This window comes from Paraburkholderia monticola (genome assembly GCF_001580545.1).
Classification (GTDB): domain Bacteria; phylum Pseudomonadota; class Gammaproteobacteria; order Burkholderiales; family Burkholderiaceae; genus Paraburkholderia; species Paraburkholderia monticola.
In genome coordinates, this window is sequence record NZ_LRBG01000036.1 from 136,088 (window position 1) to 149,633 (window position 13,546).

Sequence of the window (13,546 nt, forward strand, 5' to 3'; positions counted from 1 at the left end):
GATTCAATGTTGGAACAACATCAGCCAGGTCGCGAGCGCAAAGAACGTGACCAGCGTGGGATACACCACGGCTGCGGGGGCGATCAGATCGTTGGCCTGAAAACGCCCGAGTATCAGATGAATGACGACCGTGAGCACGACGCCCGCGACGATGCAGAACAGCCAGTCGGGAAAGTACGCGCCCAGCACGTTGATCGATGGCGAGTTGACGCAACCCGACAGCAGGGGGGCGGCGAGCGCGGCCATGCCAATTGCACGCGTTGAACCTTGGCCTCTGGTGACTGACATGTGTCGTTTCAAACTCGTCCCTGTGGCCCGAATCGACGTCACGCGCAGACATGCCGATCGGCGTCAACCCGGATTCTGGGTTTATGGGCTACTGAGGAATGCGCCTTGGGAGGCGCCGTTCCTGTACCGGTTTAGCGGAGATTGACAGAATGTAAGTCTAGTTCGTCCTCACATTAATGCCAGCGAAGGCAATCCGCATCACATAAAGCTGCAATATCGCCACAAAAAAATAGCGGGCACAATCGGGCGCTACGGCATCGGGCCCGGTGCTTGCATTTAGCTGTCGATTGGAAGCGTGAAGCTGAAGGTGACGCCCCGGTTCTGATTGGGCGCGGCCCAGATGCGGCCGGCGTGCGCTTCAATGATCGTGCGGCAGATCGAAAGCCCGATGCCCATGCCCGCCTTCTTCGTCGTGAAGAATGGTTCGAAGACCTTCTCGAAGTCGGCAAATCCCGCACCGTGATCCTCGACATCGATCACCACGCCGTCGGTGCTGCGACGCGAGCGGATCAACAGCAGCTTCGGGCGCTCCGTCGTTGCGGCCAGCGCCTCGATGGCGTTGCGAACGAGATTGACGAGGACCTGTTGGATCTGTACCGCGTCGGCGCGAACCTTCGGTATGTTCTCGCCGAGTGCCGTCTCCAGCGAGATCGCGTTGCGCTGAATATCATCAGCCATCAGCGTGCATACCTGAAGTATCAGTTTGTTGATGTCGAGGTCGACCATTTCAGGATCTGTATGCTTGAAAAGGGCTCGGATGCGGCTGACCACGTCCGCCGCGGCATTGCCGTCCTGCACGATGGACTCGGCGCAACGTCTGGCTTCGAGAATATTGGGCGGCTCGGCGCAGAGCCATCGCACACAGGCACGTGCATGCGCGATCACCGCCTGAAGCGGCTGATTGATCTCGTGCGCGATCGATGCGGAGAATTCGGCGACCGCCGCGATCCGCGATGCTTGCGCGAGCTTCTCCTGCGCATCGCGTAACGCCTCCGCCAGCTTCTCGGTGTCGTCGATGTCGACTTCCAGGCCGAAAAACTGCATCACGTGCGCGTCGGCGGATTCGCCGGGGCGTTGCTCGGGTGCGGGCGCGAGTTCGAACGTGGAGAGCAGATGCGGCTCGCTCGCCAGTTGCTCGCGCAGCTTCAGCAGTTCGCGCCGAACGCCTTCGGAGCGGCGCGCGGCGGCTTCGGCAGCGCTTGCCCAATGAGTCCACCGATCCGGATGGGCACGGTCGGCCGGATAAGTGCGGCCAATGGTCTGGGTGATCAGATCGAAGTAGTCGAAAAGGTATAGCGAGACGTCGAACAGCAACTCCCTCGTGAGGGTGCCGTCCCGCTCGCCGAGCGCGATGTAGGTGCTCCAGATTTCCCGCAAGCCGTAGCGCAATGCCTGCAGCAGGCTGTTCAACGGCACGCGCTGATGCTCACCTCGCTGTCCGATCTCGCGGAACACGGCCATATCGCGAGCCGACGGGGCTTCCCCCGACAGAAGCGTGTCGAACCATACCTTGGCCGACAGCTCGACCGAATCTTCGACGTCGCGCATCGCGGGAGGTGAAAGCCGCCTGTAGCCATCGAGCGACTTCACGATGCCGAGCACACGCGCAACGATATGGGACCGGTTCGCGGCAAGCGAAGCGGTCTTTTCCCGCAAATGGCTACTGATTCTTGGTACGTTGGCAAACACGGCGAGTGTCCAGAATGATCGGGCTGCCGGCGTGGATGAACGAATGCTTACGCCCGCGGTGTATGCATGGTCTTGCGGTATGGCGTGGCGGGGCATCCCCCCTTTGGGGGAGAGGTGCCCTGGGCGATGGGGGAGGGCGCGGCGCTTATTCCAGATTCCTGTAATTGCAGTTCGCGGCCCCGCGAACTACCATCCAACGGATCGTTACCGCAGCAACTCCTCTTCGCTAAGGAGATCTGACATGACAACGACAGCTGCCGACTACATGGTTGGCGCGCTAGCCAGTGCAGGTGTAAAGAGGGTTTTCGGCGTGGTGGGGGATTCGCTCAATGGCTTCACGGACTCTCTGCGCCGTGATGGTTCGATTGAATGGGTTCACATGCGGCATGAGGAAAGCGCGGCGTTCGCCGCCGGCGCCGAAGCGCATCTCACCGGGCAACTCGCAGTCTGCTGTGGGAGTTGCGGTCCGGGGAATCTGCATCTGATCAACGGGCTGTTCGACTGTCATCGCAGCGGCGTCCCGGTTCTCGCTATCGCTGCGCATGTTCCCAGCACGGAAATCGGCATCGACTATTTTCAGGCCACTCATCCTGAAGTGCTATTCAAGGAGTGTAGCCACTACGTCGAGCTGGTCCACCGTCCTGACCAGCTACCGCAGATCCTGAGCCGTGCCATCCGTACGGCGGTTGGGCGTAAGGGCGTCGCTGTCGTCGTCATTCCCGGAAATGTGGCGCTCGGGCCCCTCACGAAGCCGCTGCCGAAGTGGAGCGCGCCTTCGGCTCCGGTCCTTTGTCCATCGAACGACGAGCTTGCGGAACTCGCGAGGCTGTTGAACCGGTCGTCGCGAGTGACGATGCTTTGCGGAGCGGGCTGTAAGGATTGCCATACGGAAGTCGTGGACCTTGCGCGCAAGCTGCAAGCGCCAATCGTCCACTCGTTGCGAGGCAAGGAGTACATCGAATACGACAACCCGTTCGACGTGGGCATGACGGGGCTTGTCGGCTTCTCATCCGGCTACTCCGCCATGAAGAGTTGCGACATGCTGCTGATGCTGGGCACTGACTTCCCCTATCGGCAGTTCTACCCGGAGGGCGTCACCGTCGCGCAAGTCGATACAAGGGCGGAGGCACTCGGTAATCGATGCCCGCTCGAACTCGGCGTGTTGGGAACGGTCAAGGACACGCTCACCGGACTTCTTCCGATGATTCAGGACAAGACCGACAGCACGTTCCTGAATCGCGCGCTCGACGACTATCGCGCGGCTCGCGAGAGTCTCGACGAGCTTGCCGAGCCGCAACCGGGAAGCAGCACCATCCATCCGCAGTACGTGACCCGGCTCGTCAGCGAACTGGCCGACGACGATGCGATTTTCTCCTGCGACGTCGGCACCCCCATTGCATGGACAGCCCGGTATCTGAAGATGAACGGCAAGCGGCGTCTGGTCGGCTCGTTCAATCACGGCTCGATGGCGAACTCGCTGTTGCACTCGATCGGCGCGCAAGCCGCGTTCAGGGACCGGCAGGTGATTTCGATGTCGGGCGACGGCGGTTTCAGCATGATGATGGGCGAGTTCCTCACGCTGATTCAATTGGGTTTGCCGGTCAAGGTCGTCCTGCTGAACAATGGAACGCTGGGGTTCGTGGAACTCGAGATGAAGGCGAGCGGCTTCGTCGATACAGGATGTGATCTGGTCAATCCGAACTTCGCCGCGATGGCCAATGCGATGGGAATCAAAGGCGTGCGCGTCGAGCATCCGGCTGAGTTGGAAGGTGCGCTGAGCGAAGCCTTCGACCATCCGGGTCCCGCTCTCGTCGACGTCGTGAGCGCACGCCAGGAACTCGTGATGCCTCCCACCACGTCCGCGGACCAGGCGTATCACTTTGGTCTCTTCATGCTTCGCGCTGTGATGGACGGTCGGGGTCAGCAGCTGATCGATCTCGCCAAGGTCAATCTGTTCCGGTAGCGCGCGGAGTTCAGGCGTTCAGCGTGATCGACGGTGAGATGTCGAGTTGCAGTTTGCCCGCTTGTCTGACGAGCGTGGCGAACGTGTCCGCCTGCATTTTTCGCATGATGTGGCTGCGATGCACCTGCACCGTATATTCGGTGATGCCGAGGTTCGCCGCGATCTGCTTGTTGAGCATGCCGCGCGTCAGCAACGGCAACAGTTCCTGCTCACGAGGCGTGAGCGACCGATAGAGCGCCTGGAGAGTCGCCGCATCCTCCGCCTCCTTGCGTAGAACGCGCGCCCGCGCGAGGGCCGCATCGACGGCGCGCATCAGGCCGTCTTCATCGACGGGCTTGGTGAGGAAGTCGACCGCGCCGCCCTTCATGGCCAGCACGGTGGAGGGCACGTCTCCTCGTCCTGTAATGAAAATGATGGGAAGCCGCGCGTCCACGCCGACCAGCTTCTGGACTTCCAGTCCATTGATGCCCGGCATGCTCATATCCAGAATCAGACATGCCACGACATTGCGGCGGCGAGTGTCCAGAAATGCTTTGCCGGAATCGAAGGACTGAACGTCTTTGCCATTCGCACGCAATAGGGTCGAGAGTGCTTCTCGCACCCGCTTGTCGTCGTCGACCACATAGACCAGCTCGTTTGCGGATTCCATGACATTCCTCCGTGGTGCGGAAATTATAGCCATCGGAACCGTCGCGCGTTTTCCTCGGTTGCCTCGGTTGCCTCGTTCGCCGCGAAGATAACGATCTTGTAACGAACGGGTCAGCTTCGGGACAGGCGCCACTGCCCAGAATGAAGGCAACTCTTCATCGATGCCGATGGAGAGTTTCAAGGCCTCGTTCCCGGTGAATGCGGCCGCCATGCTCTCGAAGGAGATTCATCATGAAAGCACTGATCAAGGCCGTACTGATTGCCACCGCGCTGAGCGCGCCCGCTTTCGCGTTTGCCCAAACCACCAATGGGCCGGTGACCCGCGCTCAGGTGCGGGCCGACCTCGTTCGGCTCGAACAGGCGGGTTATCGTCCGGCGGGGACCGACCCGTACTATCCCGCCCGCATTCAGGCGGCCGAGGCGAAGGTAGCCGCGCAGAACCAGACTCCCGAGGCGACGTCGGTCGGCGGCGTTGCGGCGGGAACCTCACAGACCGGTGCGCCGCTCGCATCGAACGACGCGTCGCCGCTCTACGCTCATCATTGAGTGCGTGTCATGATGCCGGCTCGACACGACGTGTCGCGGTGTCGAACCGGCCGGAATTTCGCGGTTCCTGGACTTGAAACGTCACTCTCTATTTTCCGCGTTATCCATTCTGCGGCCGCGAAAACTCGCGAACGGTATCGACGTCGCTTATAGATCAGCGGCGGCGGTGTCAGCGGGGATCGCGAAGTTAGCGCGGGCCCATTCGGCAAATTTCGTCGGTGGCTGGCCGGCAACCTTGTCGGCGAGAGCGATTGCGTCGCGCGAATCGACGCCGAGGTACGTGTGCGCCTCGAAGTAGGCGAGCATCGACGCAATGCCGTCGGCGTGAGGAAACCAGCCAGCAAAAACCGCGCGCGGAACCTGCTGGAACGAGAACCGGTTCCCCAGGCGATTCAGCGTGGCGATGATCTCGTCAAAGCTCAGGAAATCGCCGACGAGCGGCAAATGTTCACCGTGCCCCGCGAGTTCCGGATGCGCGAATGCACCGGCCACGATACGGCCGATTTCAGTGATGTCGGCCATGTGGATGACCCGTTTCGAGGGGTCGAGCGGGAGCGCCCAACCCATGGCGCCGTCCGCCTGTTTCTGCGGGGCCATGACGTCGAGCAGATTCTGATAGTAAAACGAAGCAATCACGAACGTGTGATACGCAAATCCGGCTTCGCTCACGATACGATCGATCTTCGCCTTGTCCGTGAAATGGGGGACATCGATCTTGCCGCGGCTGATCGTTTCCACGTCCGGCAGCGTCGACCAGATGAAGTGCTTCACACCGGCGTCTTTCGCCGCGCCCACCGCGGCGCGCGCCTGCCTCGATTCGTCCGGACCCGCTTCCCAGGCATTGGTCACGACGAAAACGCCATGCGCTCCGGCGAATGCGGCGCTAAGCGTTTCGGGACGATTGAAGTCCGCCAAAGCGACCTCGTCACCCAGTTTCGGATGGCTGGCCGGATTGCGCGTCAACGCGCGCACCTTGAATTGACCACTCGCCTGCAGGGCGCGCACGACGGCGCCACCTTGTTGACCGGTTGCGCCGACGACGGCGATGAGCTTCTTCGGGCGGTTCGACATGTTGCTGCTCCAGTGAGAATGTTACTGACGCGACGCGGCTTCACGCGGCGAGGGCGGCGGTCTCCGTCTTCGCCGAGGCGAGCGCCGCGCTGCGTGCGTCCGGACCCATCGCCACGCCTTCCGCGCGAATGAATGTGATGTCCGTGATGCCGAGGAATCCGAAGGCCGCCTTCAGATAGGCTTCCTGATGATCGAAGACGGCGGCTGGCGACCCTTCGCTATAAACGCCACCGCGCGAGGACGCGACGACCAGCTTCTTGCCGCCGCACAGTCCGACCGGGCCGCGGTCCCCGTAGCGGAACGTCCTGCCGGCCACCGAGATGCGGTCGATCCAGGCCTTCAGTTGCGAGGGGATACCAAGGTTGTACATCGGCGCGCCGATGACGACGATATCGGCTGCCAGGAACGCCTCGAGCGCGGCCTCGCCGAGCGCAATGTCGTCCTTCAACGCATAGTCGACCGGCGCGCCCTGGGCGGCCGCGAGATGTGCCGCTGTCAGATGTCCGATCGGTGTGCTGGCAAGATCGAGACGGGTGACGGCAAGGCCCGGACAGTGCCCCTGGAAGGTCGCAACGGCATCGGCTGACAGATCACGGCTCACGGAGCCGGGCCCAAGGATGCTGGAATCGATGTGCAGTAGTTTCATAAGGCTGATCTCCGAGCGGCATTACTGCTTGAGCGCTTCGGCCGAAATCAGCAGCTTCGTCTTCATACTGAAACCGTAGGTCTTGCCAAAGTCGACGCCGAAGTCGCTGCGATCGAATTCGCCCACTGCATCGACGCCACATACTTCGCGCTTGAGCATCGGATGCGGGATGCACTTGAACGAGTCGATTTTCAGCGTCAGCGGTTTGGTCACGCCGTGCATCGTCAGGCTGCCGACGACATAGGCCGGTTCGTCGCCCTTGAAGCGGATCGTGCCTTTATAGGTCGCTTCGGGAAACTTCGACGCATCGAAGAACTGATCCGTCTGCAGGTCCTGGTCGAGCTTCGTGCTACCCGTGTGAACCGACGCGACGTCGGTCGTCACTTCGACATTGCCGGTCTTCGCCGCGCGATCGAGCGTGACCGTGCCCTGCGATCTGTCGAACTTGCCGCGCCAGACCGACAGACCGCCGATGTGATCAGCCTCGAAGCTCGGGTACGTATGGCTCGGGTCAAACTGGTACGTCGACACGTCCGCGAATGCGGAGAACGACAGAGAGGCGGCGAAGGCGCCGGCCGCGATCATCAGATGCTTCTTCACAAACAATCTCCTTGAGAAACTGCCGCGCTCATGCGCGGATACGGTGCTGCGCCGCCTCTACGCTTATTTGCTAGCGGCGATGTGAAACTTGATCTGCACGTCGTTCGGGGCGCAGGCAGAACTCGGCCTGCGCCCGTCGTCCGCGCAACGAGGTGACTGGTTATGCGTGGTCAGGCAAACAGCTTGTTTGCCGTCCTGGCGATCAGTGCGCCCTGATGACGCGCGCCCTCGAGTTCGATCGCGCTCGGCTGTCGTTGACCTTGTCCGCCGGCGATGGTCGTTGCTCCATAAGGGGCGCCGCCCACGATTTCGTCCAGCGTCATTTGCCCTTGATGGCTGTACGGCAGGCCAACGATGACCATCCCGAAGTGCAGCAGGTTGGTGATGACGGAAAACAGCGTCGTTTCTTGTCCGCCGTGCTGACTGGCGGTCGAGGTGAAGGCGCCACCCACCTTGCCGTTGAGCGCGCCGCTCATCCACAGCCCGCCGGCCTGATCCAGAAACGTGGCCATCTGGGAGGAGATGCGGCCGAACCGCGTCGGCGTACCAACGATGATCGCGTCGTAGTTGGCCAGATCAGCGACTGCCGCGACGGGCGCTTGCTGATCGAGCTTGAAGAATGCCGCCTTCGCTACATCCAACGGCGCCGTTTCAGGAACCCGCTTGACATCGACTGTGGCGCCCGCCGAGCGCGCGCCTTCCGCCACGGCTTCCGCCAACGTTTCGATGTGTCCATACGATGAGTAATACAACACCAGAACCTTCGACATTTCGAACTCCTTTCTCTTGCGAGACATAGTTGCCGCCCTTGTGGAACAACCTAGATTCGACGACGCGCAGTTGCATTGCGGTAGCTGATCGTCATCGACCTGCGTGAGATCGCACGGGCATTTTCTTCCAGATAATTCGGGGAATCATCACGCTGCTAGGACGGCATGGAATCCAGAAAGACGTAGAGCGCGGCAATCTTCTCGTCGCGAACGATGATCACATCCACGCCCGTATAGTCCGGGGCCTCACCGCGCAGGCCTGAACCCCATGCGAGGCGGCCAGCGTTGTGGAGCGCCTGAGCCGCACCGTGCGGCGTATAGGCGAAATGCGGATGCGTGGCGCGCAGTTCCCCGGCGAACGCGTCGAGAGCGTCGCGCCCGACGATGACACCGTGAGGCGTATAGATCTCGCAGTCCTCGGCGTAGAGTTCCTCGATTGCTTCGCGCCGGCGAGTGACGTCCCCTTCGCCGAAGACTTCCTGAAGGTTGCGATACAGCAGTTCGTTGATGCGGTCGGTCATGTCGATTCTCCTTGCTGATTGACCGGGGACCCAACCCGGTCTGGCCCCGCAGCGTTTGAGCAAAGCGATGCTGCATCGCAGTGCTGATCGCGCGCCGGCCAGAAACTCATGGGAGACAAATCTACGGCCGCGTGCTACTTTTCGAAATAGAAATGACTGAAAACCATCGTTGCAAAATTGTCGATGTCCAGGTTGCCTGACTTTGAAGGGTTCGCGATGTTCGCGAAGGTCGCCGAAGAAGGTTCATTCGCCGCGGCTGCCGCGGCAATGGGCGTGTCGGTTGCGACGGTTTCCCGGGCGGTCGCCCGTCTCGAAGAGCGGCTCGGAGGCAGACTTTTTAATCGCACCTCCCGACGATTCGCGCTCACGGACTATGGCCATCTGCTTGCCGAGCGCGCGTCCAGAATCTATGCCGACGCCGAGGAGGCCGAGGATTTCGCGCGTGAGACGTCGAGCCGGCCGCGTGGCCTGGTCAAGCTCGCCGCACCGCTGTCGTTCGGCGTGCAATGGGTTGCGCCGCTGTTGCCAGAGTTTTTTCAAACCTATCCTGACATTGCCGTCGAACTTCATCTCACGGATGCCCATGCCGATCTGATCGGCGATGGGTTCGACGCCGCGCTGCGTATTGCCATCATGGAAGATTCTTCGTTGGCGGCGCGTCTCATTGCTCCGATGCGGCGGATGGTGGTGGCGTCTCCAACTTACCTGTCCCGCTATGGTCGCCCGCAGCACCCGCATGATCTTGGCGCGCACCAATGCTTTACCTACGTCAACAGGAGCAAACGGGACGTTTGGCGCTTCACCCACACGAATGGCGAGCAATGCGCGATCACACCGAGCGGAGCGCTGCGGACGACGAACGCGGAAGCACTACTGCCCACGCTGCTTGCGGGATTCGGCATCGCAGAGCTTCCCGAGTTCGTTGCCACTCAGTATGTCGCGGACAAACAGCTTGAACCGATTTTGACGGAGTGGCACTTGCCGGAAGGCGGGTTGTATTTCGTCACCCCCACTGTTCGGGCGAGGCCGGCAAAGGTGAGTGCTTTGGCCGATTTCTTCATATCCAGACTCGCCGCGGCGCAATGGAATGCCGGGACGCTGACGGGCTCCAGGCGATCTGCGCGGCGCAGCAGATGATCGTTCATCGGGAATAGCCACATCGCGGCGCGAAAGGCGGCCATTTTGCCGCCTTCGAGCAACCGGAACTAGCGCGATGGTTCGCACGCTCCTACGCGCGATGCGCGGAGACCAGCCACTGCACAAAGGCGTGAACTGCACTGGACCTCGCATGCTCCGCAAGATGTGCGACGTAGAAGCCGTAGCCAGGCAACGCGAACGGATGCACTTTCATGAGCGCTCCGCTCAGCAGTGCCTGCTCCAGCACGATGTCGCTGCACAGCGCGATGCCCTGCCCGGCGAGTACGGCGTCGATTGCATGGAGCTCTTCCCGAAAGCTCAAATCACGCTTGCTGCGAAGAGGCGTGGATGCGGATACCGGAACACCCGAAGCAGAAAACCAGCGCGGCCAGCAAGGCGCTTCGGGATCGCCATTCGTCCACTCGTAATGGATCAGAGGAAATCGAAGCAGGTCCAGCGCCGCTATCGGGAGAGCATTGTCTGTCCCGAGGAGGCCGGGGCTAGCCACCGGGTAGAACGCGTCGCGCGCGATCTCCCTGGATACCAGACCTTTTGGCGCCGAGTGCGCGTAGCGGATCGCGACGTCTGCTTCGCCTGCGTCCAGGTCGAGGACTGCATCGGTACCGATGATCTGCAGCGGAATATCGCGGTGAGACTCGTGCCATAGCGACAACCGCGGAACCAGCCAGCGACTCGCGAAGGCATTCGGGCTGGTGATCCGTAGTGCGCTCGTGCCACCCATTTCGGCAACCATGGAGAGGGCATCCGCGAATGAATCGAATCCCCTGCGCAGGGCCGGATAGAGAAGTTGTCCGGCAGCGGTGAGCCGAATGGGGCGTGGCCGCCGCGCAAACAGTTGCCTGCCGCACGCTGCTTCCAGCGTGCGGATCTGGTGGCTCAGGGCCGTGGGCGTCACGTTGAGCTCTTGCGCGGCGTCCTTGAAACTGCGATGCCGCGCAATCGCCTCGAACGCCTGCAGCGAACGCAACGGAGGCAACTTCCGCATTTGTTCAGTCTAGATGAAGTTTACTCATCTGAAAGCTGAATTCTTTGATTTTGCTTCGCCGCCTCGGTAATGCAACCATCCAGCGATCGAACCTTGAATTCCGGCTTCAGCTCTAGCGAACGCGAAGGAGGCAAGATGAGCACGCAAACGGAGTCGTCCCATGTCTCGAAGGACGAAATCGACGCGGCCTCGCGTCAGGTCGAACAATTGCGTGACACGCTTCGCGGCACGTTGACCATGCCTCGCGATCCGGATTACGACGAGGCGCGCCGGGTCTGGAACGGGACCGTTGACAAGCGGCCGGCCATGATCGTCTATTGTGCTGACGCTGACGACGTGGTCGCCGCCGTGCGCTTCGCCAGGTCGGTTGATTCGCGAGTGGCGGTGCGCAGCGGCGGTCACAACGTGGCGGGCCTTTCAGTCTGCGATGCAGGCATCGTCATCGATCTCTCGCGGATGAAACAGATTGACGTCGACGCTGATCGGCGCATCGTGCGTGCGGAGGCTGGCCTCAACCTCGGCGAGTTCGATCGGGCCACGATGGCCCACGGCCTCGCGACGACGACGGGTGTCATCAGCGACACGGGCATTGCCGGCCTGACGTTGGGCGGTGGGTTCGGCAAGCTCGGCCGCAAATACGGGTTGACTTGCGACAACCTCGTCGCCGTCGAAATGGTCACTGCCGACGGGCAAAAACTGTTAGCGAACGACAGCGAACATCCCGACCTGTTCTGGGCCGTCCGGGGCGGTGGAGGCAACTTCGGCATCGCGACAGCCTTTCACTTGCAGCTTCACCGGCTGGATCCCGAGTTGCTCGTTTGCTCTTTGCTGTACCCGTTCGAGCAGGCACGCGCGGCATTACGCTTTTATGATCAGTTCGCGCGCAATGCACCAGATGAGGTGAGCGCAGACGCTGCATTCGTCGCCAATTCGTCCGGCGAGCGTTTCTTCAACCTATCGGCTTGCTATGTCGGCGCGCCCGAGTCTGGTCGAGAGGTTCTCGAGACGCTGATGGCGTTAGGCTCTCCAGTCGACTGTCGCCTCGAGCGCGTACCCTACCTCCAGATTCAATCAAACGGCGACAGCGTATTTCCGCGAGGCCGGAGGTACTACTGGAAGGCGCAGTTCCTGCGAGAGATCCACGATGGCGCGATCGAAGCGTTAATGGACGCCTATGAACGCTCGCCTTCGCCGTCGTCGCTGCTGGTCTTTCAGCATGTGGGGGGAGCCATCGCCCGCGTCGCCAGGTCCGCGACCGCGTACCTGCATCGCGATGCCAACTTCGACTGCTTTCCCGTCGCCATCTGGGACGATGCAGCCGAAGATGCCGCGAACGTGCAATGGGCGCGTAGCGTATGGGAAGCGTTAAGGCCGTATTCAACCGGAGGCGTCTATCCAAACAGCCTCGGTGATGAAGGCGACGAGCGCGTGAAGGAAGCCTATGGCGATAATTATTCGCGGCTGGCTTCCATAAAACGCCAGTACGATCCCGACAACTTCTTTCGCATGAATCAGAACATCGTTCCCGCCTGAGTACGTTCGGCTGCAGGTGTTCCTTTCGCGCTACCGCTGTAGATCGGCGCCGTGTCGGCGTTGCGGGGCGCCGGCGATCGGTGCCTCGAGAAGGCAACCAAACTCACGGGCAAAGTCAACAGAGACGCGCGCGTGAACGGCACCCTGCTTGTCGAAGAACCGCTGGGTTCCTTCAAGAGTGAACACACCTTCATGCCAGATGTTCGGATGGATGTAGAGACCTTGCTGTCCATCAAAGCGAAAGCACACGAACTTCTCCGGAGCTATGTCGTCCCCGGGCAACGCCAGGGGAACGTAGAACGGACGATGGTCGAGAGGAAAGAACAGTTGTCCGCCGTCTGGATGGTAGTTCGCGTGCCAAAGCAACATGCGTTCCGGGACATGGGTGTGGTTCTCGCGGGATGCTTCAGGCTCCGTTGCGTACGCAAGGACGTAGTTGCCGCCCACAGCCTCGTTTCGACCGTAGAGAATGTCCCCGCGCCATTCGCTCACAAACGTGCCTTCGGTGGTGCCTGCCTCGTCACCGGTTCCGGCGTCAACGGGTCTTGTGCCCACTGCCGGCCACTGCACGATTTCGATGGAGCATTCGCGCGGGTCTGCTACGAGCTTGCCGAATCCATCGAGCGTGATAGGGGTCGCGTCGACCACGGGCATTGACACGCGCCGTAGGCCGGCAGGAAGGGCGGGATTGAGGTAGTCGATTTCTTGGTTCATTGCGGCAGTTTACACGAGTAGAACACGCCGATCGCTGATGGTCGAATAAAGTATTCGACCGCCTCTTGTCCAGGTGGAAGCGGGCATTGGCACCACTTCGGATCTGACTACGTCGCAACCCCTATTGCATGAAGGGCCGTCGGCACTGGCGGGGTAGGGCTCACGCGATCACCTATTCAGGTTATGTTCGGGCGTCATCGAATAACCTACGATGAGATCTAGGTTGCTACTGAACAGGCCGCCATATGACGAAGCCCGCGTCGGTTGGGTTTGAGGTTATCAAACGCCGTCAGCCACAGAAAAACGTAGAAGCCGGGGGTGTCATGCGAAAGGGAAGTCACTACTCAAGCTATTGATGAGTAGCGCTCAACGATGGGCCACGCTTAAGGAGCCGCGACATGAGCTACCCAAGCC

Annotated in this window: 14 protein-coding genes; 4 read left to right on the plus strand and 10 right to left on the minus strand. The window is 61.1% G+C overall.

What is annotated here, in order from left to right:
• Window positions 1-3: 3 nt before the first annotated feature.
• Complete coding sequence (locus tag CI15_RS23685; RefSeq protein WP_075643760.1) at window positions 4-288, minus strand: YtcA family lipoprotein; 285 nt, start codon at window positions 286-288, stop codon at window positions 4-6.
• A gap of 276 nt (window positions 289-564) precedes the next feature.
• A complete protein-coding gene (locus CI15_RS23690; RefSeq protein WP_062131986.1) occupies window positions 565-1,977 on the minus strand; it encodes a sensor histidine kinase in 1,413 nt (470 codons plus the stop codon).
• A gap of 241 nt (window positions 1,978-2,218) precedes the next feature.
• Here CI15_RS23690 and poxB point away from each other — a divergent pair, with 241 nt between their 5' ends.
• Window positions 2,219-3,940 carry a ubiquinone-dependent pyruvate dehydrogenase gene (gene poxB, locus CI15_RS23695; RefSeq protein WP_062131989.1) on the plus strand — a complete coding sequence of 574 codons (1,722 nt, stop codon included), beginning with the start codon at window positions 2,219-2,221 and terminating at the stop codon, window positions 3,938-3,940.
• 10 nt (window positions 3,941-3,950) lie between these two features.
• On the opposite strand, the gene CI15_RS23700 is transcribed toward poxB, so the two are convergent.
• Entirely contained in the window at window positions 3,951-4,769 is an 819-nt protein-coding gene (locus CI15_RS23700) for a response regulator transcription factor (RefSeq protein ID WP_241495905.1), read from the minus strand.
• 50 nt (window positions 4,770-4,819) lie between these two features.
• Between CI15_RS23700 and CI15_RS23705 the strand changes: the two genes are divergently transcribed.
• Window positions 4,820-5,134, plus strand: a complete 315-nt coding sequence (locus tag CI15_RS23705) for a DUF4148 domain-containing protein (RefSeq protein WP_062131995.1) — start codon at window positions 4,820-4,822, stop codon at window positions 5,132-5,134.
• Window positions 5,135-5,281: 147 nt separating this feature from the next.
• Here the strand turns inward: CI15_RS23705 and CI15_RS23710 are convergent, their stop codons facing one another.
• The 5 genes from CI15_RS23710 to CI15_RS23730 form a co-directional block, all read right to left on the minus strand.
• Window positions 5,282-6,205 carry an NmrA/HSCARG family protein gene (locus CI15_RS23710; RefSeq protein ID WP_062131997.1) on the minus strand — a complete coding sequence of 308 codons (924 nt, stop codon included), beginning with the start codon at window positions 6,203-6,205 and terminating at the stop codon, window positions 5,282-5,284.
• Window positions 6,206-6,245: 40 nt separating this feature from the next.
• The gene (locus tag CI15_RS23715; protein ID WP_062132001.1) at window positions 6,246-6,851 is read right to left on the minus strand and encodes an FMN-dependent NADH-azoreductase; all 606 of its coding nucleotides are present in this window, start codon (window positions 6,849-6,851) and stop codon (window positions 6,246-6,248) included.
• A 21-nt stretch (window positions 6,852-6,872) separates the two neighbouring features.
• On the minus strand, window positions 6,873-7,451 hold the full coding sequence (locus CI15_RS23720) for a YceI family protein (RefSeq protein WP_062132004.1): 579 nt from the start codon (window positions 7,449-7,451) through the stop codon (window positions 6,873-6,875).
• A 170-nt stretch (window positions 7,452-7,621) separates the two neighbouring features.
• Entirely contained in the window at window positions 7,622-8,221 is a 600-nt protein-coding gene (gene wrbA, locus CI15_RS23725) for an NAD(P)H:quinone oxidoreductase (RefSeq protein ID WP_062132007.1), read from the minus strand.
• Window positions 8,222-8,376: 155 nt separating this feature from the next.
• A complete protein-coding gene (locus CI15_RS23730) occupies window positions 8,377-8,742 on the minus strand; it encodes a nuclear transport factor 2 family protein (RefSeq protein WP_062132009.1) in 366 nt (121 codons plus the stop codon).
• 183 nt (window positions 8,743-8,925) lie between these two features.
• Between CI15_RS23730 and CI15_RS23735 the strand changes: the two genes are divergently transcribed.
• A complete protein-coding gene (locus CI15_RS23735) occupies window positions 8,926-9,879 on the plus strand; it encodes a LysR family transcriptional regulator (protein ID WP_062132012.1) in 954 nt (317 codons plus the stop codon).
• Between the two features lie 91 nt (window positions 9,880-9,970).
• Here the strand turns inward: CI15_RS23735 and CI15_RS23740 are convergent, their stop codons facing one another.
• Entirely contained in the window at window positions 9,971-10,867 is an 897-nt protein-coding gene (locus CI15_RS23740) for a LysR substrate-binding domain-containing protein (RefSeq protein ID WP_241495906.1), read from the minus strand.
• Between the two features lie 153 nt (window positions 10,868-11,020).
• On the opposite strand from CI15_RS23740, the gene CI15_RS23745 reads away from it, so the two are divergent.
• Window positions 11,021-12,418 carry an FAD-binding oxidoreductase gene (locus CI15_RS23745; protein ID WP_062132018.1) on the plus strand — a complete coding sequence of 466 codons (1,398 nt, stop codon included), beginning with the start codon at window positions 11,021-11,023 and terminating at the stop codon, window positions 12,416-12,418.
• Between the two features lie 30 nt (window positions 12,419-12,448).
• On the opposite strand, the gene CI15_RS23750 is transcribed toward CI15_RS23745, so the two are convergent.
• Window positions 12,449-13,132, minus strand: a complete 684-nt coding sequence (locus CI15_RS23750) for an ureidoglycolate lyase (protein WP_062132021.1) — start codon at window positions 13,130-13,132, stop codon at window positions 12,449-12,451.
• Window positions 13,133-13,546 lie beyond the last annotated feature (414 nt).